Source organism: Neptunomonas japonica DSM 18939 (assembly GCF_000422765.1).
In the GTDB taxonomy this organism is placed as follows: domain Bacteria; phylum Pseudomonadota; class Gammaproteobacteria; order Pseudomonadales; family Balneatricaceae; genus Neptunomonas; species Neptunomonas japonica.
In genome coordinates this window covers 1-21465 of sequence record NZ_AUGR01000006.1, presented here as the reverse complement: position 1 = coordinate 21465, position 21465 = coordinate 1, and the positions used below count along the sequence as shown (strand labels likewise).

At 43.3% G+C, this 21465-nt stretch carries 18 protein-coding genes; 8 read left to right on the top strand and 10 right to left on the bottom strand.

Going from position 1 to position 21465, the window contains the following annotated elements:
- Positions 1-5: 5 nt before the first annotated feature.
- Both rnhA and G511_RS0105565 read right to left on the bottom strand, forming a co-directional pair.
- On the bottom strand, positions 6-449 hold the full coding sequence (gene rnhA / locus G511_RS0105570; protein WP_028468758.1) for a ribonuclease HI: 444 nt from the start codon (positions 447-449) through the stop codon (positions 6-8).
- A complete protein-coding gene (locus G511_RS0105565; protein WP_028468757.1) occupies positions 436-1212 on the bottom strand; it encodes a class I SAM-dependent methyltransferase in 777 nt (258 codons plus the stop codon). Before G511_RS0105565 ends, rnhA begins: the two co-directional genes overlap by 14 nt.
- A 98-nt stretch (positions 1213-1310) precedes the next feature.
- Between G511_RS0105565 and gloB the strand changes: the two genes are divergently transcribed.
- The 7 genes from gloB (at position 1311) to G511_RS0105530 (ending at position 9608) form a co-directional block, all read left to right on the top strand.
- Positions 1311-2084, top strand: a complete 774-nt coding sequence (gene gloB / locus G511_RS0105560) for a hydroxyacylglutathione hydrolase (RefSeq protein ID WP_028468756.1) — start codon at positions 1311-1313, stop codon at positions 2082-2084.
- Positions 2085-2154: 70 nt separating this feature from the next.
- On the top strand, positions 2155-3735 hold the full coding sequence (locus tag G511_RS0105555; RefSeq protein WP_028468755.1) for a LysM peptidoglycan-binding domain-containing protein: 1581 nt from the start codon (positions 2155-2157) through the stop codon (positions 3733-3735).
- 2 nt (positions 3736-3737) lie between these two features.
- Positions 3738-3989, top strand: a complete 252-nt coding sequence (locus G511_RS0105550) for a hypothetical protein (protein WP_028468754.1) — start codon at positions 3738-3740, stop codon at positions 3987-3989.
- A gap of 78 nt (positions 3990-4067) precedes the next feature.
- On the top strand, positions 4068-5876 hold the full coding sequence (locus G511_RS0105545) for an extracellular solute-binding protein (protein ID WP_036551418.1): 1809 nt from the start codon (positions 4068-4070) through the stop codon (positions 5874-5876).
- A complete protein-coding gene (locus G511_RS0105540) occupies positions 5876-6961 on the top strand; it encodes a microcin C ABC transporter permease YejB (RefSeq protein ID WP_028468752.1) in 1086 nt (361 codons plus the stop codon). Before G511_RS0105545 ends, G511_RS0105540 begins: the two co-directional genes overlap by 1 nt.
- Positions 6962-6963: 2 nt before the next feature.
- Positions 6964-7989, top strand: coding sequence for an ABC transporter permease (locus G511_RS0105535; RefSeq protein ID WP_036551415.1), 1026 nt, complete (start codon positions 6964-6966; stop codon positions 7987-7989).
- 2 nt (positions 7990-7991) lie between these two features.
- The gene (locus G511_RS0105530; RefSeq protein WP_028468750.1) at positions 7992-9608 is read left to right on the top strand and encodes an ABC transporter ATP-binding protein; all 1617 of its coding nucleotides are present in this window, start codon (positions 7992-7994) and stop codon (positions 9606-9608) included.
- A gap of 6 nt (positions 9609-9614) precedes the next feature.
- Here the strand turns inward: G511_RS0105530 and G511_RS0105525 are convergent, their stop codons facing one another.
- From G511_RS0105525 to G511_RS0105505, 5 genes are all read right to left on the bottom strand, one after another.
- Positions 9615-10274 carry a trimeric intracellular cation channel family protein gene (locus G511_RS0105525; protein WP_028468749.1) on the bottom strand — a complete coding sequence of 220 codons (660 nt, stop codon included), beginning with the start codon at positions 10272-10274 and terminating at the stop codon, positions 9615-9617.
- Position 10275: 1 nt separating this feature from the next.
- Positions 10276-10791 carry a crossover junction endodeoxyribonuclease RuvC gene (gene ruvC / locus G511_RS0105520; protein WP_028468748.1) on the bottom strand — a complete coding sequence of 172 codons (516 nt, stop codon included), beginning with the start codon at positions 10789-10791 and terminating at the stop codon, positions 10276-10278.
- A gap of 142 nt (positions 10792-10933) precedes the next feature.
- Positions 10934-11677 (bottom strand): YebC/PmpR family DNA-binding transcriptional regulator, encoded by a 744-nt coding sequence (locus tag G511_RS0105515; protein ID WP_028468747.1) that lies wholly within the window; start codon positions 11675-11677, stop codon positions 10934-10936.
- A 119-nt stretch (positions 11678-11796) separates the two neighbouring features.
- Positions 11797-13560 carry an aspartate--tRNA ligase gene (gene aspS / locus G511_RS0105510; protein ID WP_028468746.1) on the bottom strand — a complete coding sequence of 588 codons (1764 nt, stop codon included), beginning with the start codon at positions 13558-13560 and terminating at the stop codon, positions 11797-11799.
- 110 nt (positions 13561-13670) lie between these two features.
- Entirely contained in the window at positions 13671-14126 is a 456-nt protein-coding gene (locus tag G511_RS0105505) for an HIT domain-containing protein (protein ID WP_028468745.1), read from the bottom strand.
- A gap of 66 nt (positions 14127-14192) precedes the next feature.
- On the opposite strand from G511_RS0105505, the gene G511_RS0105500 reads away from it, so the two are divergent.
- Positions 14193-15326 carry a GNAT family N-acetyltransferase gene (locus G511_RS0105500; protein WP_028468744.1) on the top strand — a complete coding sequence of 378 codons (1134 nt, stop codon included), beginning with the start codon at positions 14193-14195 and terminating at the stop codon, positions 15324-15326.
- Between the two features lie 19 nt (positions 15327-15345).
- Here the strand turns inward: G511_RS0105500 and G511_RS0105495 are convergent, their stop codons facing one another.
- The 3 genes from G511_RS0105495 to G511_RS21915 form a co-directional block, all read right to left on the bottom strand.
- Complete coding sequence (locus G511_RS0105495; protein ID WP_036551411.1) at positions 15346-17103, bottom strand: two-component system response regulator; 1758 nt, start codon at positions 17101-17103, stop codon at positions 15346-15348.
- 152 nt (positions 17104-17255) lie between these two features.
- The gene (locus G511_RS23775) at positions 17256-20216 is read right to left on the bottom strand and encodes an Hpt domain-containing protein (protein ID WP_028468742.1); all 2961 of its coding nucleotides are present in this window, start codon (positions 20214-20216) and stop codon (positions 17256-17258) included.
- A 1-nt stretch (position 20217) separates the two neighbouring features.
- The coding region (locus G511_RS21915; RefSeq protein ID WP_036551408.1) for a putative Ig domain-containing protein at positions 20218-21465 on the bottom strand (1248 nt) is incomplete at its 5' end.

Genomic DNA, 21465 nt, shown 5'->3' with positions numbered 1-21465 from the left:
CTGTTTTAGGCCCTTTTTAAAATCTCATCTACACCACGATTTGCAAGATCATCCGCTAACTCATTCTCTGGATGCCCGCTATGCCCTTTAACCCAACGCCAGTCGATTTCATACTGCACGGATAATTCATCTAGGCGCTGCCATAAGTCGGCATTTTTAACCGGCTTCTTAGCGGCTGTTTTCCAACCATTTTTGCGCCACCCTGCAATCCACTCAGTAATACCTTTACGCACATACTGCGAGTCAGTCGTCAGAATAACGGGGCGAGTACTCTTCAAAGCCGAAAGCGCTTCAATTGCGGCTAATAACTCCATTCGATTATTAGTTGTGTCCTTAGCTCCACCCCAGAGATGTTTAACGGTTTCACCATATCTTAGAACGGCTCCCCAACCACCTGGACCCGGGTTGCCTTTACAAGCTCCATCAGTAAATATTTCAACGGCTTTCACGTGCCTGCCCTCTTGTAGCCGGCTCAGCAACCGGCAGTCTAATAAAACGCTTCCCAGATTTTTCAGGGGGTATCGCGGTCATGCCGCCCACATCTTTTCGAGCGAGAATAATATTAAAAGCACCAAAGCGAGATAAATACTGTCTCCCTACACCCTGTAACTTTCCGAATTTTCGCCTCACATTTGATGACTCATATGACGGCAAAAAATAATCACTTTTAGTTTTCAGCTCTGTTAATTCCAATAGATTGATCCAGTCCACTAAACGGTGATGGCTAATAAAGTGTGCTTTTTGCCAAATGGGCTCTTTACTTTTACGCGTCCAAAAACGCGACAAGCCCCACCATGAAACAGGATTAAAGTTTACGATTAGTAAATGGCCACCGGGGCGAAGCACGCGCGCAGCCTCACGTAGAACTTGGTGTGGGCTGGCAGCAAAATCTAACGAGTGATGCAACAAGACAACGTCAACACTATTATGCTCAAGCGGCAACTCAGCATTTTGTGCAATAAGACTATTCGGCTGCATCCCCAACTCTAGTTTATGGTAAACAATAAAAGTATGAGCAACAGCGCTTTCACTAGCCAAGTCGATTGTCGGATCAACACCCATCTGCACCAAATGCACGCCATACAAACTCGGTAACAGCTGGTCGAGAATCTGCTGCTCTGCATTTAACAACTCTTTGCCTAGATCATTTGAGAACCACTGCTTTAGTGCCTCAGCCAGTTCTTCAAGGGGTTGTTGGGTATGAAAATTCATATTGAAGCGCTACCAACCTAAACATTAACTAAGCCTACATGTTAACAGTCATCACCATTTAGGGTAATCTCAACTAATAAAAAAAGATGAGGTTTACTATGTTTAATGTATTGCCACTTCCTGCATTTGATGACAACTACATCTGGATGCTAACTAATGCAGATTATTCTGGAATGGTGGTGGTCGACCCCGGCGATGCCGAAGTCGTCATTAAAGCGGTAAACGAAACTAACACCCCTCTAATCGCTATTTTATTAACACACCACCATGGCGACCATACTGGCGGCGTCAAGCAACTTGTTGAGCTTTACTCAGTACCCGTTTACGGCCCCCAAAGCTCACCATTTAAAGGAATATCTCACCCTCTAAAAGATTCCGACAAAATAACTCTTTTAGGGGAAATCATGACAGTTAAAGAGGTACCAGGACACACACTTGATCACATTTGTTATTTTAAAAGTACAGAAACACCGCAGCTCTTTTGTGGAGATACATTGTTTCTAGCAGGGTGTGGCCGTTTATTTGAAGGAACGGCTGAGCAAATGTTAAAAAATATGGATTATTTTAAAACACTACCTCATGAAACTAGCATTTATTGTACGCATGAATATTCACTGGCTAATCTAGCTTTTGCCAGCGCTGTAGAGCCTAATAACCTAGATATAAGCACCACCATAAAGCGATGCAAACAGCTTCGAGCGCAAAATATTCCTACATTACCGTCGTCCATCTCTCAAGAATTGATGGTCAACCCCTTTATGCGTAGCCAAGAAGAGACAGTACAAGAGGCAGCTCGTTCCTACATAAAATCTAGTGTTAACAATGAATTAGACGCTTTTACTGCCATAAGAGAGTGGAAAAATAACTTCTGAGCAATAAGGTGCATTGACCCCCTATTTAAGCCTGCTAAAATTACGCATCAAATTTTGCTGGGTAAATTGTATGTCGCGTTGTTTAATTGCTTCAATGTTAATTGTTTCAAGCCTAATTACTGGCTGCCAGACAGTACAAAAAAATGACACGGCGACGACTCAGCCAGAGCCACCCGCTACACCAGAGACAACACCTAGTGTTGTCTTCACTGACAACAGCGAGATCTACTCAGAACCACAATCTTTACAAAACTACCCACAACCTCCTGATGACCTATGGGAACTAACTCGTCAGCATCTTCAATTAACTAACGAAGCTCAACATGATGCTGTTGATATTCAGATTGGCTGGTATAGCAAATATCCGGGGCATATGCGCCGTATTACCGAAAACGCAGCGCGTTATTATCACTATGTTTTAAATGAGGTTCTAAAACGCGGTCTTCCCGCTGAAATTGCGTTATTACCCGCTGTTGAAAGCCGCTACGACCCTCAAGCATACTCCTCAGGACATGCCGCTGGCATATGGCAGTTTATACCCAGCACAGCAAAATACCGAGGTATCAAAAGAAACAGCTGGTATGACGGGCGCAAAGATATAATCGACTCGACCCATTTTGCACTTGATTATCTTGAACACCTCAACAAACGCTTCAAGGGTGACTGGTTACTGACGATGGCAGCCTACAATGCTGGCGGCGGTACTGTCTCAAAAGCCATGAGAAAAAACCGAGAAGCAGGCAAACCAACGGATTTCTGGTCCCTTAAACTCCCACGTGAAACTCGCCTTTATGTACCACGTATTCTTGCTATCGCTTCTTTTGTTCGCTCTCCAGACCAATACAATATGGACGTACCTGCCATTGAAAATGAGCCCTACTTTTCTGTAGTTAAAACCGAAGGGCAAATTAACCTAGCGCAGGCCGCTAGCGTATCCGGGATTCGCCTAGCAGAACTACAACAACTGAACCCTGGGCTATTACGTAAAGTGAGTGATCCATCAGGACCACATCGCTTGCTTGTTCCTGAAAAACAATCTCAAGACTTGCACGCAGCAATGAGTGAGCTTACTTCTTTATCGCGCTCTCAATGGGTGGAGTATAAAATAAAATCTGGTGATTCATTAAGCGTCATTGCCGAAAAATTTGAAACACCTATCAGCATGATTAAAAATGCCAATCAATTAGCGTCCAATAAGTTACGCGCAGGAAAAACACTACTCATCCCTCAAGACGCAACCTTTACACCATCAGCCACACCTAGAAAACAGAAAACGAGAAGAACAACCTCTATTTCACAGCATAAGGTGAAGCCTGGTGACACTCTTTGGGCTATTGCCCAGCGCTATCAAACCAGCGTAAAGGAGCTCGCTCAATGGAACAACCTATCATCAGACAGTACTTTAAAGGTTGGGCAAAAATTTCGCATCGGTGCTTTACCTGCAAGCTTCAGTACTGATGAAGCACTAGCGTTACAAAAAATTGGTTATAAGGTCCGCAGCGGTGATTCATTATCTGTTATTGCTGACCGCTACAATATCAATGTCGCTGATATTCGCGAATGGAACAACTTGCGTAGCGATTCAATTATTATAAAACCTGGTCAGCAATTAAAACTTTTTATTACTGATACACGAATAGTGCAGAATTAATCATGGATATGCTCGACGTTTTTATCATTGCCGTTGCTACCATCACAGCCATTGCTTTTAAAGTATTCCTTTATAAACGCATTCAAAAGTGGATGGATCAAGATTTAATTAAAGGCCTTGCTGAAGGCAATAGCAGCAAACACGCCTATTTAAACCACGAACTACAAAGACTCACTTTAGATAAAACGCCTCGTCGCACACTACACGAAGCATTAACTGAGTCAGCTAAACACTACACTTCTAAAAAAGAGTAAAACTGAACAGTAGTATTATCTGTGTGCCACTGATATAACTGCTATATCAGTAGCAGCTTACCTTCTGGATTTTAGTTTATGTCTATGTTTTCGCTAAAAAAACTTTTCATTCGCGCAGCGCTTTTAAGTTTAGTACCTCTCTCTTGCAGTGCTGCCGAACATGGTTTATCAATGCATGGGGACCTAAAATACGCCCCTGATTTTAGTCATTTTGAGTACACCACCCCTAATGCCCCAAAAGGCGGCGACATCAAACAGTGGGCACTAGGCACATTTGATAGTTTCAACGGATTTATCATTAAAGGCAACTCCGCCAATGGGCTTGGGCTTATATATGATTCATTAATGAGCAAGGCTTTGGACGAGCCCTTTTCTCAGTACGGCCTTTTAGCTGCTAGCGTAGATATGCCAGACTCGAGAGAAAGCATCACGTTTTACCTTCGCCCTACAGCACGCTTTTCTGATGGCAAACCTGTTACTGCTGAAGATGTCATTTTCACTTTTAATCAATTACTTGAAAAAGGCGCCCCTTTTTACAAGTCTTATCTTGGTGATATACAAAATATTGAAGCGGTAGATCCACTCACTGTTAAATTCCATTTTAAGAATAACGGTAATCGAGAGCTCCCTTTGATTGTGGGTGAAATTCCAATTCTGGCTAAGCACTTTTGGCAAGACCGTGACTTTTCAACACCCTCCATAGACATTCCAATTGGCTCAGGCCCATATACACTTGCTAAGTTTGAATCTGGGCGCTCGGTTACCTACCAAAGAAGCCCTGATTATTGGGGAAAAGATCTTGCCGTTAATAAAGGCCGCTTCAACTTCGACTCAATAACTTATGATTATTACCGGGACAGCACCGTCTCACTCGAAGCCTTTAAAGCCGGTGCTTACGATTTTCGCCAAGAAACCTCATCAAAACAATGGGCCACCAGCTACTCGGGGCCACAATTTGACAGCGGCAAACTGATCAAAGAAGAAATTAATCATAGCAAACCAACAGGCATGCAGGCTTTTATGTTTAATACTCGCAAGCCTTACTTTAAAGACCCTAAAGTACGCCAAGCACTCAGCTATGCCTTTGATTTTGAATGGACTAATAACAACCTGTTTTACAGTGCTTATACACGTACCCATAGTTACTTTTCAAACTCTGACATGGCTGCCACAGCCCTACCATCATCCGAGGAATTAGAAATTTTAGAGCCTTTCAGGGCTCAACTTCCTGATGAGGTATTTACCCGAGCTTATCAGGCACCTAGCTACGATGGCTCGGGGAAAATCCGAAAAGAACTAAGACAAGCCTTACGCTTATTAAAACGGGCCGGGTGGGAGCTTACTAACGGAAAACTAATTAACAAGGCCACCAATAAACCGATGGTGTTTGAAATCTTATTGGTTCAAAAAGAGTTTGAGCGCATTGTAGCGCCCATGATCAAAAATCTACAACGAATGGGCATAGAAACAACCATTCGAATAGTTGATGTTTCTCAATATATCAACCGCTTACGCGCTTTTGACTTTGATATGGTTGTGGGTTCATTTGGCCAATCCTCATCACCCGGAAATGAACTTCTTGAATACTGGGGCTCTAAGAATGCACAACAACCTGGCAGTCGCAACCTTATAGGTATTGAAAACCCTGTGGTAGATAAGCTGATTCAATTGATCATACAAGCGCCTGATCGCGAACAATTGGTACTGCGTTCTCGCGCTCTAGACCGGGTCCTACAGTGGAACTACTATGTTATTCCGCAGTTCCACAGCCGCAGCTACCGTATTGCCTATAAAAAGATGTTTGGCTTTCCTGCTGCAAAACCTACTTATGATTTAGGATTTGATACATGGTGGGTAAAAAAAGCTATTAGTGAGCCTGCTAATTAATGGCTGCTTATATTCTTAGACGATTGCTACTGATTATCCCAACGCTGATCGGCATTCTCACTATCAACTTCCTTATTATTCAGGCAGCACCAGGCGGCCCTGTTGAGCAAACTATTGCTCAACTTGAGGGCTTAAGTAATAGCTCTGTTCCTGGCAGTTCCGGTGGTGGCGACTTAACAGCCAACCAGAACAGTAATGATAGTAGCTATCGCGGAGGGCGTGGGCTTGATCCACGCTTAGTCGCAGAGATAGAAGCACTATACGGCTTTGATAAACCTGCACATGAGCGCTACTTTCAAATGCTGGGTAACTACTTAACGTTTGATTTTGGTAAAAGCTTTTACAGTGATAAAAGTGTTATCGATCTTATTATTGAAAAGCTTCCTGTCTCTATCTCACTGGGCCTATGGACAACACTACTCACTTATCTGATATCCGTCCCACTAGGTATTAGAAAAGCAGTAAAAGACGGCTCCAGTTTCGATGTATGGAGCAGCACAGCTATCATCATTGGCTATGCGATTCCCAATTTCTTATTTGCTATTTTACTGATTGTTTTGTTTGCTGGCGGAAGCTATTTTGACTGGTTCCCATTAAGAGGACTGACTTCTTCAAATTTTGACGAGCTTTCACTATTAGAAAAAATTGGTGACTACTTTTGGCACATCACCCTGCCTGTTGTTGCCTCGGTAATCAGCAGTTTTGCTACACTAACCATGCTGACTAAGAACTCATTTCTAGATGAAATAAACAAACAGTATGTGCTCACCGCACGTGCCAAAGGACTAACAGAAAAGAGCGTGCTATATGGACATGTTTTTCGTAATGCCATGCTGCTTATTATCGCCGGCATGCCCGCCGCATTGATCGGTATATTCTTTACTGGATCAATGCTCATTGAAGTTATTTTTTCTCTTGATGGTCTTGGGCTGCTGGGTTACGAAGCCGTTATTAACCGAGATTACCCGGTTATTTTTGGCACACTTTACATATTCACGCTAATTGGCTTACTCATGAAGCTCATCAGCGATCTCATGTATGTAGCGGTTGACCCGCGTATTGACTTTGAAAGTAGGGAGCAATAATCATGAGCCCTATCAATCAACGACGACTTGCTAATTTTAAAATAAACCGTCGCGGCTTCTGGTCATTATGGATCTTTCTTGCCTTATTCTTACTCAGCCTGTTCGCAGAATTTATTGCTAACGACCAGCCACTCTTAATTAAGTACCAAAATAATTTCTACTTCCCTGTTGTAAAAGAATATTACGAAACAGAGTTCGGCGGTGAATTCCAATCTGCAGCTGACTACAAAGACCCCTTCGTCCAAGAGCTCATTACTGAAGAGGGAAATGGTTGGATTGTCTGGCCCCCCGTGCGATATGACCACCGCACCATCAATTACGATTTACCTGTCCCTGCCCCCTCACCACCGAGTACTGAAAACTTACTAGGTACAGATGACCAAGGACGCGATGTTCTGGCACGCGTCATCTACGGATTTCGCATATCCATTCTATTTGCCTTAGTTCTCACACTTACAAGCTCTGTCATTGGTGTTATCGCTGGGGCTTTACAGGGTTTCTATGGCGGTAAAGTCGACCTGTATTTTCAGCGCTTTATTGAAATTTGGTCGGGACTGCCTGTACTGTTTTTATTAATCATTCTTGCCAGCATTGTTGAACCAAACTTCTGGTGGCTACTGGGTATTATGTTGCTTTTCTCATGGATGAATCTAGTTGACGTAGTACGTGCTGAATTTCTTCGCGGAAGAAACTTAGAGTACGTTCGAGCGGCAAGAGCCTTAGGCGTTTCGAATCAGCAAATTATGTTCCGCCACATCTTGCCCAACGCGATGGTTGCGACCCTTACTTTTATGCCTTTTATCTTCAACGGCGGTATCGTTACCCTCACCGCATTAGACTTTCTTGGGTTTGGCTTACCACCAGGCTCGGCATCATTAGGTGAACTCATTGCCCAGGGTAAAGACAACCTTCATGCTCCTTGGTTAGGACTCTCTGCCTTTATGACGCTTTCCGTTATGTTAACGCTACTTATTTTTATCGGTGAAGCGGTACGTGATGCCTTTGATCCTAGGAAAACACTGCTATGACCATGCACGCTAACTCACAAGCTACAACAACACAAAGCTTAGTGAAGGTCGACAATCTGAGTGTTCAATTTGGCGAAGGAAGCTCAGCAGTAACGGCGGTAAAGTCTGTTAGCTTTGAGGTTAATAAAGGCGAAACAATGGCTTTAGTCGGTGAGTCAGGCTCTGGGAAATCAGTCACGGCCCTCTCCCTATTACGCTTACTTCCCTACCCTAAAGCCAGCCACCCTACTGGCAGTATTCATTATCAGGGAAAGGATATTCTACAAGCCGAGGAAACAACGCTTAGAGATATAAGAGGAGACCAGATCAGCATCATATTCCAAGAGCCGATGACCTCTCTCAATCCTCTTCATACAGTAGAGAAACAGATCGCCGAAAGCCTGTGGCTACATAAACTATTAAAAGGGAGTGCAGCACGAGAGCGCACCCTAGAGCTGCTTACTTTAGTCGGCATCAGGGACCCTGAAAGCCGGTTAGCTAGTTACCCTCACCAGTTATCTGGCGGACAACGGCAACGCGTCATGATCGCGATGGCGCTTGCCAACGAGCCTGATCTACTCATTGCTGACGAACCAACCACGGCTTTAGATGTGACCGTACAAAAGCAAATACTCGAACTATTACAAGAATTACAACAAAAGCTTGGCATGGCCATTTTGCTGATTACTCACGACCTTAATATAGTTAAGCGCTATGCAAAGAACGTCTGTGTCATGTACCAAGGAGAAATTGTAGAGCGGGGTAATACTCAACAAATTTTTAATCAGCCGCAAGCCAGCTACACACAACAACTAATCACAGCCGAACCAACCGGAAAGCCTCTTCCAGTAGCTAAGAATAGTGAGTGTATTTTAGAAACTGATGATCTTAGAATCTGGTTTCCTATTAAACGCGGTTTTTTAGGCAGAACTGTCGATCATATTAAAGCGGTTAACGGCGTTAGCCTCAGCCTGCAACGAGGCGAGACACTGGGCGTTGTAGGAGAGTCCGGTTCAGGAAAAACAACACTGGGACTAGCAATACTTCGTCTAATCCATAGCGAAGGAGCAATCAGCTTTCACAACCAAAGAATCGATAGTTTAAACCAAAGTGAAATAAAACCTTTAAGGAGACAGCTTCAAGTGGTCTTTCAAGACCCATTTGGCAGCCTCAGCCCACGCATGTCAGTTGAAGAATGTATCGCTGAAGGGCTAACCGTTCATAACATAGGAAAAGGACCAGAAAGAGAATCGCTAATAACCAAAGCGCTGCTCGAAGTAGGCCTTGACCCCGAGGTTCGACACCGCTATCCACATGAGTTTTCTGGCGGGCAGCGACAGCGCATATCGATTGCACGCGCACTCATTCTCAAACCTGACGTTATTATCCTTGATGAACCAACGTCTGCCCTGGACAGGACCGTTCAAGTACAAATTGTTGAGCTGCTTAAAGATCTACAGAAAAAATATGCCCTTAGCTATATATTCATTAGTCACGACTTATCAGTCGTGAAAGCTCTGAGTCATAAAGTACTGGTCATGAAGCAAGGAGAGGTAATAGAGCATAGTGATGCTGACACCTTATTCAGCGCGCCTTCTCACCCCTATACTCAAAACTTATTAAAAGCGGCTTTCGAGTAGAAAGAGCTACCGGTCTCTTGCCTCTTCTGGTGACTCCAATTTATGACCCGCAACAATAAATTCTGGCAAGCAAAGGTCGCCAAATATCGCCGCTAAACGAGTAATGAAGATAATTAACATGGAAGCAATTGCTAATATTCGCTCCTCAATCAAACCAAAAAACACAACATAAAATACAGCCCCTAAAATGGCACATGTCGCATAAAGCTCACCTTCCCTATGCAGGATCAGAGGGATTTCTCGCGTTAAGATATCTCGAATCATGCCGCCAGCACAGCCGGTAATACAGGCCATCATTATGACGATGATAGGCCCCATTCCAAGGGACATCGCCTTCTCTGCACCTAATACAGCAAACAACGCCAGCCCCGCCGCATCTAGCACCAACATTGTTCTACGGGGGTATAAAAAATATCGGCAAATTAGAAATGCAGAAACCGCTGAGACAATGGCTGTCCAAAGGTAGGTATTATTAATAACCCAACCAATAGGATATGCATTAAGCGTTATATCGCGAATGGTTCCCCCCCCTAGTGAGGTAACAATAGCTAGCACAACCACCCCAAGGATATCCATTCGCTTGCCTTGCGCTGCCAAGGCACCCGTAATTGAAAAAACAGATACCCCGATTAATTCCGCAATAAAAATAAGTGTCGCGTAATCCATATTACCTCCAACGCCCCTGCCGACGCCCTGTTGCACCTGCCATTTTGATCATGCCTAAGCGTGTATTGGCATGGCACAAAGCAATAGCCAACGCATCGGCCGCATCGGCCTGCGGCAAACCAGGAAGCTTAAGTATCTGTGTAACCATGTGCTGTACTTGTACCTTATCAGCTGAGCCTTTGCCTACCACTGATTGCTTGATAGAGCGTGCGGCGTATTCAAACACAGGCAGTTCTTGCTGTGTCCCAGCAACAATAGCGACACCACGAGCTTGGCCTAACTTTAGTGCAGAGTCTGCATTTTTAGACATGAAAACCTGCTCAATAGCCATCTCTTGTGGTGAGAACTGTCTGATCACCTCAGTCACACCTGCAAAAACTTGATTTAGGCGCTCTGGTAGCTCATCCCCTTTAATACGAATACAACCACTGGCTACATATTCATTACGAGCACCCACCACATTAATTAGGCCATAGCCTGTTATACGCGAGCCAGGGTCAATACCTAAAATGATCATTCAACAACCTTGTTTATCACACAGAACCTCACACACTCAGCCAATACTCATAAGCATAGCCTTCATAACAAATATACAACCATCAAAAAAGCCGAGACTCTACAGAAAAGAGCCTCGGCTTTTTAAATCACTAAACAGAGCGTTACTCTTCTTGTAAAGATTCTTCTGGGATCTCAGCATTATGATATACGTTTTGCACATCATCGAGGTCTTCCAGCGTATCAAGCAAACGTAACACTTTACGACCGCCCTCAGCATCCAATTCAGCTGTGGTTGATGGAATCATTGAAACCTCTCCATGCGCAGCTTCAAGACCCGCCGCAATCAAGCCCTCTTTAACATCCAAAAAGTCTGCAGGTGTAGTAAACACATCGATAGAGCCATCGTCATGAGTAACAACATCGTCAGCGCCTAGCTCTAATGCCGCTTCCATAATAGCATCTTCATCTGCACCGGCCTCAAAAGATAATAGACCTTTCTTTTCAAACAAGTAAGCAACCGAGCCACTGGTACCTAAGTTACCACCCGCTTTTGAGAATGCCGAACGCACTTGAGAAACCGTACGATTTACATTGTCTGTCATCGTTTCAACTAGAAAAGCAACACCACCTGAACCATAACCTTCATAGGTTAATTCATCGTAGTTTTCGCCTTCGCCGCCGCCCGCGCCACGCTGCACTGCTTTCTCGATAGTATCTCGCTTCATATTAGAGCCAAGACTTTTATCTATCGCTGCACGCAAACGAGGGTTGTCATCTGGGTTACCACCACCCTCTTTCGCTGCTACTACTAGCTCACGAATAAGTTTAGTAAATATCTTTCCCCGCTTCGCATCTTGTGCAGCCTTGCGGTGCTTGATGTTAGCGAACTTCGAATGGCCTGCCATCGATCTCTCCCTTGTCTGCTGTAATACGCAAATAAAGCATTAACTTATAAGTACTTACAAATAAGCTGCCCGCAGGCAGCTTATATTTCGTACATGTAACGCTATTCTAATACTCTTTACTAAGGTGTTTTACGCAACTTAATATTAAGCTCGCGAAGCTGAGCTGCACTTACTTCACCTGGCGCATTCGTCATCATACAAGATGCACTCTGCGTTTTAGGGAAGGCGATAACTTCACGAATAGAGTCAGTACCGGTCATCAACATAATGAGACGATCCAAACCAAATGCCAAACCACCGTGCGGTGGAGCACCATATTTAAGAGCATTCAACAAGAATCCAAACTTATCATCAGCTTCTTCATCAGAGATGCCCAAGATTTCTAAGACTTGAGCCTGCATTTCTTGGTTATGAATACGGATTGAACCACCACCGAGCTCGCAACCGTTAAGAACCATATCGTAAGCACGAGACAACGCCGATAAAGGATCCGCTTTCAACTCTTCAGCCGTACAGCTTGGTGCAGTAAACGGATGATGTAGTGCGGTTAAGCCACCATCGCTGGTCTCTTCAAACATTGGGAAGTCAACAACCCATAATGGAGCCCATTCGCACTGAGACATCTCAAGGTCTTCACCCACTTTGATACGTAGCGCACCGAGTGCTTCAGAAACAACCTTCTCTTTATCTGCGCCAAAGAACACAAGGTCGCCATTTTCAGCACCCAAACGCTCCATAATCGCCATCGTCACATCATTACCTAAGAACTTAATGATGGGAGACTGAAGACCTTCTACGCCTTTTTCAATTTCGTTAACCTTGATCCAAGCCAAACCTTTAGCACCATAAATGCTAACAAACCTGGTGTAGTCATCAATGTTTTTACGCGTCAGTTTAGCGCCACCAGGAACCTTAAGAGCAGCCACACGGCCTTTAGGATCTTTAGCAGGACCTGCAAAGACTTTGAATTCGATCTCAGCCATCAGGTCAGCAACATCAACCAACTCCATGGAAAAACGAAGATCCGGCTTATCAGAACCAAAACGTTGCATCGCTTCTGAGTAAGGCATGCGAGGGAAATCACCCAGGTCGACACCTTTTAACTCAAGAAACAATTTACGAATCATAGTTTCTGTAATACCCATGATTGCTTCTTCATCCATAAAGGATGTTTCAATGTCAATCTGGGTAAATTCAGGCTGGCGGTCAGCACGCAGATCTTCATCACGGAAACATTTAGCGATCTGATAGTAACGGTCAAAGCCTGAAACCATTAACAGCTGCTTAAATAACTGTGGAGACTGTGGAAGTGCAAAGAAAGCACCTTCATGCGTACGGCTTGGCACCAAGAAATCGCGCGCACCTTCTGGCGTAGCACGGTTCAAGATAGGCGTTTCGATATCAAGGAAGCCGTTATCATCTAGGTAGTTACGAATGGCGTTCGATACTTTAGAACGAAAACGTAATTTTTCCTGCATTTCAGGACGACGAAGGTCGATATAACGGTGACGCAAGCGAACATCTTCGCCTACTTTTTGATGATCATCTAGCGGGAACGGAGGTGTCTCAGCTTTATTAAGGATGTTCAGTTCTAAACCTAACACCTCAATCTCACCCGTAGGCATATCACTGTTTACCGTACCGTCTGGACGATGACGAACCAAACCCTTAACTTCAATAACATATTCGCTACGAACACTGTTTGCTATAGCAAAACTTTCTTCACGTTCTGGATCAAAAACAACCTGAGCGATACCTTGGCGATCACGTACATCAAGAAAGATAACTCCACCATGATCACGGCGGCGATGTACCCAGCCTGTTAAAGTAATTTCTTCGCCGATATGTTCTTTTCTCAAATCGCCGCAATAATGGCTGCGCATAGTCTACTGTTCCTATCTATTGCTGGATGCTGTTCACCAGCACCACTTAAAAATCAGGTATAAACAAAGGGCAAAATTATACCTGAATTAGCGCAACGTTACAGCGACAACTAGCCCATATTTTCATTCAAGACAAAGGATACCTCTTCCGTGATCATCGATTTGATACGTGAATGTATTTTATCAATCTTTTCTTGTGTATAAGGAACCGCTGGATGCTTGCCCCATACTGGCCCTGGCCATGCAAGATCGTCCTCATGACGGGCGACATGGTGGATATGTAGTTGCGGGACCATATTCCCTAAGTTCGCTATATTCATTTTTCTTGCACTAAAGCTATCTGCCATAATTTCGGCAACCATCGAAGATTCATCAATAAGCTGATGCTGCTCTTCTTTGGGTAAATGATAAATTTCAGTAGCGCCGGCTCTGCGTGGAACTAAAATAAACCACGGATAGTTTGAATCATTCATCAACAAGAGACGACAAAGCGGAAAATCACCCATGACAATACAGTCATTAGAGAGACGTGTGTCGAGTTCAAATTCAAGTTCTAATTCATCCATTGCAATCCCCTTAATAAAATCGCTAAATTACATTGAAAATAGTCACTATAAACAACAGTATAAAGCATGACATATCGATTTGATCTATCCAAAAGCATTACTGATATCGGCTCAGTTGATTGGGAACGCCTTGCAGGCAAGTCCCACCCCTTTATTCGTTATGAGTTTCTTGAAGCATTAGAGTCCAGTGGCGCTGTATCAGTTCAAACAGGTTGGCAACCTCTTCATCTTCGCTTGTTCGAAGACGACGAGTGCATTCTGATTCTCCCTTTGTATTTGAAAAACCACTCTTATGGGGAATATGTTTTTGACTGGGCATGGGCCGACGCTTATGAGCGCCATGGGTTAGATTATTATCCAAAACTTGTTACATCGGTCCCCTTTACGCCTGCAACAGGCCCTCGCATCGCTACAAACAAACCACTTACTGAGGTACTCCCCCTCTTAAGCCAAATTATTAAACAAGTTTGTGCTGAAAGAGGAATCTCATCATGGCATGGCCTTTTTTTTGAAGGCGAGCAACATCAGCACATGAAAGCCCAAAATTTTATATGCAGGTTAGGCACCCAATATCACTGGTTTAACAAAGATTATCTGAGTTTTGAACATTTCTTAGAGGGTTTTAACTCTCGCAAGAGAAAAAGCATTAAACGTGAAAGGCAAAAAATCGCAGAGCAAGGCGTTACCATTAAGTGCATTGAAGGTAGTGATATTACAGAGTCGCTATTAAACACCTTTTACCACTGCTATCACCTAACACACTTAAAACGTGGCAGACAGGGGTACCTGACTCAAGATTTCTTTAGCAATTTATTACAAACCATGCCCGAGCAAATAGTCTTGTTTGCCGCACAATATGAGTCTAAGTATGTAGCAACCGCGCTATGCTTTAAAGATAGCCAAACACTTTATGGACGTTACTGGGGATGCATTGAAGAGTTTCACAGCCTGCATTTTGAGACCTGCTTTTACACAGGTATAGAGTATTGCATGCAACATGGCCTACAGCGGTTTGACCCAGGCGCACAAGGAGAACATAAGATACAAAGAGGGTTTGAACCCATAGAGACCTGGTCTTCCCATTACATCAGCAACCCCTCATTCAAACAGGCAATTGTTCAGTTTTTAGAGGAAGAAGAGGCTCTCATGAGGACACAAATTAGCGAACTATCGAAGGGCTTACCTTTCAAAAAAAGATAGTAATAAACAATAAAAGTGATTATCTGTGCTGCTTATAAAACGCCTGAAACGCTTCAACTTCAAGCGGCCTTGCAAAGTGGTAGCCTTGGAATAAATCACAACCAGCGATTGCTAAATAATCAGCCTGTTCTTGATTTTCGACGCCTTCTGCAACCACTAAAAAATTGAGCTTCTTTGCCATAGTAATAATGGCAGAAGTAATCGCCTGGTCTCCTTTATTGTCAGGAAGCCCATCAACAAAAGCTTTATCAATTTTAAGCTCATCTAATGGAAAGCTTTTTAAGTAACTAAGGGAAGAATAACCTGTACCAAAATCATCTACGGAGACCTTCAGCCCTAAAGCTTGAAGCTGATTGAGAATTGCATTCGTTTTATCAATATCGCTCATTGCCAAGCTTTCAGTCATTTCAATCACCACTGATGCTGGGCGAACATTGGTATCTTGAAGGCACTGGCCAACAAATTGCACAAAATTATCTGAGCTAAACTGTTGGCTCGATACATTAATTGAGATTGATACATCACTCATCCCTTGTTGCTGCCAACTGGCCGCTTGACGGCAAGCGCTTAATAACACCCAAGAACCAATCTCTTCCATTAACCCACTTTGCTCTGCAATGGGAACAAAAACAGCAGGAGATACAAAATTCTTATCAGGGTGCGCCCAGCGCAGTAATGTCTCCGCTCCTTTAACTTGACCTGTAAACGCATCAACTTGTGGCTGAAACACCAAGTAAAACTCTTTTTCTTTAATTGCTTTTGTTAAGTCTTGCTGCATCTGCAGACGTTCCTGCAGATGCTGGTTTGCTTCTTTCGAATAAAACTGTAACTGGCCTGTTGTTTCATCATGTGAGTGATGAGCCGCATAACTCGCATTTTTCAAGACGATATCAGCATCATCTCCATCACGCTGACTCATTGCGATTCCCAAACTAATACTGATATATAAACTTTGTTTATCGATAATAAAGGGTTCTTCAAACGTTTTTATTAAACGTTCCGCTACGTATGAAAGCTCATCATCAGATAACTCATAACTCAGTAAAATCGAAAATTCATCACCAGAGATCTTAGAAATTATCTTCAATGGATCTTGATTGTGTAAAGTACCACTCATCTCCAATGCACTTAAACAGCTCTGTAACCGAATAGCAGACTCTCTTAATACATCATCTCCGACCTTAGGTCCGTAACTATCATTAATAGCTTTAAACGTATTTAAATGTATTACTATAACTGCCAGTTGCTCATTACTGACTTGTGATGCATCAACTGCTGCCGTTAAGCGCTCCAAGAAAAGCTTACGATTAGGCAAGCCTGTTAACGCATCATAATATGCTAATTGATCTTGGTAAGCCTTAACCGTGAGTATGTTCCTAACCCTGAGCACAAGCTCACTGGGGTCAACCGGTTTGCCTAAAAAGTCAGTCGCTCCCAATTCAAGCGCTTTTAACTTTGTAGCACCATCACTTGATGATGTAAGAACAATAATTGGAAGATGCTTTGTTTGCTCCATGCCCCTTAAAGCTTCTAACACCATAAACCCCGTAACATCCGGCATTACTAAATCAAGCAGCAGTACATCCGGTTTACGGTCAGCCACTAGCTCGACAGCGCATGTCGAATCACTTTGTCCTAAAAAATTTTCGTAACCCGCATCTTCAAGAAAAGCTTGAATCAGATCAATCATGATAGGTTCATCATCAACCATCATAATCAAGGAGTTTGTCAAAACTGTATTGTCACTCACATCAAGAACATCCGAGTTAAGTTCCATATTTCTCACACAGGTTTAATTCAACCTATCGCATCGTGCATGAGTTTAAGTGTAAGACACTTTAGGCACACTTCAAGCAACCTTCTCTGTAAAACCACTTAACCTTGATAGAAAACAAAATAAATCCGTTAATCGTAATAAGGTTAAGCATATTAGTCGTCACTTTGAGTACTCTCGACTGCGGCAAAGAGATTCGGATTAACATTTTCTACTCGAAGAATAAGTGACCTAATTTGAGCATAGCTTTCTTCAACTAAAGTTTGATCATGCCGTTTGGCAGCTGCTTCAAGCTCCTTCGCAGGCTCGGTTAAATCATCAAAGCCAAGGCTACCCGCTGACCCTTTCAGCCAATGAGATAACTTACCAAGATCATTATAATTGCGATTATAGACAGCCTTATCAATTTCAAGGGACTGCTCTTCTAAACGAGTAATAAAACGGTCTACAATTTTTTGGTACTTAGGGTTATTTTCAATCAATGACGAACGTATAGGCCCTCTAGCAAAAGATTCTAACTGCGATTTTTCCTGAACTACTCTCTTTTTTGCTTCAGTATTATCAGGCTTTTCCATCATATTATTTGAAGGTTCAAGCCCTAAAAGAGCTCGCTGATAAAGCTGCTCAACACTGGATAATTGACTTTCAGCACTCTCTTTGTCTTTTGCTTTTGCAGCATCTTCAAGCTCTTTTGCGACCTCAGTAAAGTCATCAAAACCAACACTACCCGCAGACCCTTTAAGCCAGTGCGCCAAATCAGATAGATCAGAAAAGTCATCTTCTCTTAAAGCTTTTTTCATCTGTTCAAGCTGCAACTCAAGCTTAGTAATAAAACGTTTAATAATGTCTATAAATTTCTTGTTAACCGCTAAAGTGGATACGATCGGTGGATAAGAAACACTTTGTTCACCTTCTCGATCAACTTGCTCTGGTTCAGAAGAAAACTTATCAATGTAAGATGGATTAATTCGCTGCGGTGTTAATGATGTCTTTTCAACCACTTTCTCACCACCAAGTAGCTCCGCCAATAACTGGACAAGCGCTTCTATGTTGATTGGCTTAGTCATGTAGTGGCTATATCCCGCTTCAATACAACGCTTTTCTATCCCTTTCATCGCATGTGCCGTTAATGCAACAACAGACTGCTTTAAACCCATTTTGCGCATTTCACTAACCGCTGCGTAGCCATCCATTACAGGCATCTGTACATCCATCAAGATCACATCAAAACTATGTTGTAATGCTTTTTCTAGCCCATCTTGCCCATGAACAGCAGTCGTCACCTTTATACCTAGGTCTTCTAATACGAGCTTCAGTAACTCCCTATTTTCATTTCCATCATCAACGACAAGAATGTCAGCTACCGGGAGCTTCCACTTAATGACATCACTCGACTCCTCATGCTCCACTTCAAACAGTAAGTCATCAGGTGTTAACCATGCGGCCCCCACTGTATCTTCCAAGTCTAAAATTAATGAAAAAATACTCCCTTGGCCATAATCACTACTGGCAAGAATATCGCCGCCCAGTGCATGAGCAAATTTATGACTAATAGAAAGTCCTAGGCCGGTTCCACCAAAGCGTCTCGTAATTGAGCTATCAGCCTGTACGAACGGATCAAATACAGAACCAACTTGTTGTTCAGTCATACCAATACCGGTATCAATAATATCTACTTTTAATTGAGGGTTTGTACGATCCCGGACTGAAACGCGCACAGTAATTGAGCCTTGTTCAGTAAACTTAATCGAATTACCAATTAAGTTAGTAAGAATTTGTCTAACTCTTCCTGGGTCCGTTTTTATCTCTTCTGGTAAAGCTGTCAACGCTTCAAATTTAAGCTCAAGACCCTTCTCATCCGCTTTTACTTTCATAGTCTGCATGACCTGCTGAATTACCTGAGCAGGTTTACAATCTATTACTTCAACATCTAAGTGCCCTGCTTCTACCTTGGATAAATCAAGAATGTCGTTGATCAGATCCAATAAATGCTGTCCGCTAGATGAAATAGTATTCAAATGCTTACGTTGGTCAGGCTGCAAACCTCCTCGGTCACGGCGTAACAGTTCGGTAAATCCTAAAATAGCATTCATGGGCGTGCGGATTTCATGGCTCATGTTTGCCAGAAACTCACTCTTAGCTAGGTTGGCCGTTTCGGCCTCTTCTTTTGAGCGTCTTAGCTCAATATCCTTCTCTTCTAAAGCGGTGACATCATCCAAACTAACCAGCACACCACCGACCTTCCCGCCAGGAAGCAGAACAGGAGAGCAGTTAACCATAAATGACTTATTGAGTTTATTAGGTAGTTGCAAACGAACAATATGGTTAGTGATCGGTTCACCACTTTCCATCGCGATTTTCCATGGATACTTGTCGACAGAGGCATCATTATTATTATCAAGCCACGGAAAAGTGGATGCCTTGAGCCCAACCAGTTTTTCAGCAGGACGATCTACTAACGTAGAAAATGCTTGGTTTGCCAGTACGATGTTTTGTTTAATATCCATAACTAAAAGACTTTCAGCCATGGTATCAAGTGCCGATCGAACCCTGTCAGGTACAGCTTGAGACGGGTCTAACTGCTTTAACATTCTCCCTAAATACCAAAAGAAAATAACAAAACAAGATGTGCTTAAAAACATGATAAATATAACAACAGGATTAGTTAAGTATCCCCAAATCCCCTGAGCTTCTATTGGAGTGAACCGAAGCTCAACTTGCCCCCATTGCTGATCGCCTTCCCAAACTGGAACCACCACATCCGTATCCGTTGATGCCAAGCCTTCGAGAGGCTCCCAATAAGAAGAGTGTTCAGCGATATCCGCTAATAATTTACTATCTCTGCGACGTACACCAGCAGACAATAAATCTGCATTTCTTTTTACCGTCACTTCTAAAACAGAATGCATACGACGAATATCAGAGCGCGTAATATATAATGAACTGTTTACGGCTATTGTTTCTGCCAGCACTATTCGTGCCTCGCGCTTTATATTCCCTTCGTTTGGCAATAAACCTGTCATTGCAGCCATCAAGACAAGACTCACTATAATGCTTGCTTGCCCTAGTGCTATTCTAGCTTTGGAGCTATGCTTTCCGAAAATTTTGTCTAGCACATTAAGGATCCTTACTTATAGATTTGTCTTGCGACGTCTCTTTTTGAACTAACTCTTCAAGTGAATCTTCATCATCTTCATATAAATCAGTACCATCCATTGTCGATAAAATAGGTAAAGGATCAACAAAACGCCAAGCTGGCAAAGAAGTAAGAACACTCGATAACAAAACACCGCTTCTTATTAGCCACGTAACGTACCCGATGGATAGCCCTGTGGACATCGCAATCCCACTGCCTACAACCATCTGATCTAGAGATATTTGTTTTTGGAAATCTTTCTCTACTTCATCCAAACCATTCATAAACCCACTTGAATTAACTAACAAAAGCGGGTCTGATAATTGAGCCCAATTAGCTTTAAGGTCAGTAACGATGGATGTTTGGTTCCCTATTGCTAATGCTAGCGGTTTAATCACATGATTAGGTTTAGCATCCTCAATAGTAAAAGCAGGTATTTCCGGCTCAACAAATGCTTGAACCTCTTCAGGTGTTACAGCCGCAACCTTTTCTGCTGGAGTAACCACTGTTTCAATATCAGATATCACATCCTCAACTACCTCTTCAATCTCAGGGTCATCCACACTTTCAGACACAAGAGCAGGAGCAGGAGCAGGAGCAGGAGCAGATATCGCGACTGTTGGTATAATTTCAATTGGCACTACATCTATATTTAGAGGCGCACTAGATAAACTCCCTACCACGCCAGTCATATCAATATAACGCGCTTCTACTGTGATAGTTTGACCGACATCCGCATCCACTAAAGTGTAATTGTTACCCGTACTACCTATGTCGGTGCCGTTTCGCTGCCAATGGTAAGTGATAGCACCCAGGCCGTCTTCATCGCTCAGGGTGTCGGTAACGCTGAGAGTTTCATTCTCAGCTGGGGTACCATCCGAGGTGATGGTAACGCTCCCACTCGGTAAATCGTTTGTGTTTGTAATAACCAGATTAAAACTATCGGTCGCCGGGGTGCCGCCATTACCATCATCAGCAATAACGTCTACCGTCAGGGTGCCGACATCCGCATTCAACGGTGTGCCGCTGAAGGTACGAGTGGCGTTATCAAAGTTGAGCCAGCTCGGCAGTGCGGTACCACCGCTTAAGGTCGCGCTGTAGGTCAGGGTATCACCGGCATCGACATCGCCGAAGCTACCGGCAGCAAAGGTATAGCTGAATAGGCTGTCTTCGGTGGCGTTCTGGTCGGTGATGGCGTTATTCAATGTCGGATCATCATTGCTATTAGC

Excerpts from the sequence above, each read along its gene's own strand:
- G511_RS0105530 (WP_028468750.1), top strand. The coding sequence starts at position 7,992 with ATGCACGCTAACTCACAAGCTACAACAACACAAAGCTTAGTGAAGGTC.
- G511_RS0105535 (WP_036551415.1), top strand. The coding sequence starts at position 6,964 with ATGAGCCCTATCAATCAACGACGACTTGCTAATTTTAAAATAAACCGT.
- gloB (WP_028468756.1), top strand. The coding sequence starts at position 1,311 with ATGTTTAATGTATTGCCACTTCCTGCATTTGATGACAACTACATCTGG.
- G511_RS0105550 (WP_028468754.1), top strand. The coding sequence starts at position 3,738 with ATGGATATGCTCGACGTTTTTATCATTGCCGTTGCTACCATCACAGCC.
- G511_RS0105565 (WP_028468757.1), bottom strand. The coding sequence starts at position 1,212 with ATGAATTTTCATACCCAACAACCCCTTGAAGAACTGGCTGAGGCACTA.
- G511_RS0105515 (WP_028468747.1), bottom strand. The coding sequence starts at position 11,677 with ATGGCAGGCCATTCGAAGTTCGCTAACATCAAGCACCGCAAGGCTGCA.
- aspS (WP_028468746.1), bottom strand. The coding sequence starts at position 13,560 with ATGCGCAGCCATTATTGCGGCGATTTGAGAAAAGAACATATCGGCGAA.
- G511_RS0105505 (WP_028468745.1), bottom strand. The coding sequence starts at position 14,126 with ATGGATGAATTAGAACTTGAATTTGAACTCGACACACGTCTCTCTAAT.
- G511_RS0105495 (WP_036551411.1), bottom strand. The coding sequence starts at position 17,103 with ATGGAACTTAACTCGGATGTTCTTGATGTGAGTGACAATACAGTTTTG.
- G511_RS0105540 (WP_028468752.1), top strand. The coding sequence starts at position 5,876 with ATGGCTGCTTATATTCTTAGACGATTGCTACTGATTATCCCAACGCTG.
- G511_RS0105555 (WP_028468755.1), top strand. The coding sequence starts at position 2,155 with ATGTCGCGTTGTTTAATTGCTTCAATGTTAATTGTTTCAAGCCTAATT.
- G511_RS0105545 (WP_036551418.1), top strand. The coding sequence starts at position 4,068 with ATGTCTATGTTTTCGCTAAAAAAACTTTTCATTCGCGCAGCGCTTTTA.
- G511_RS0105525 (WP_028468749.1), bottom strand. The coding sequence starts at position 10,274 with ATGGATTACGCGACACTTATTTTTATTGCGGAATTAATCGGGGTATCT.
- G511_RS0105500 (WP_028468744.1), top strand. The coding sequence starts at position 14,193 with ATGACATATCGATTTGATCTATCCAAAAGCATTACTGATATCGGCTCA.
- ruvC (WP_028468748.1), bottom strand. The coding sequence starts at position 10,791 with ATGATCATTTTAGGTATTGACCCTGGCTCGCGTATAACAGGCTATGGC.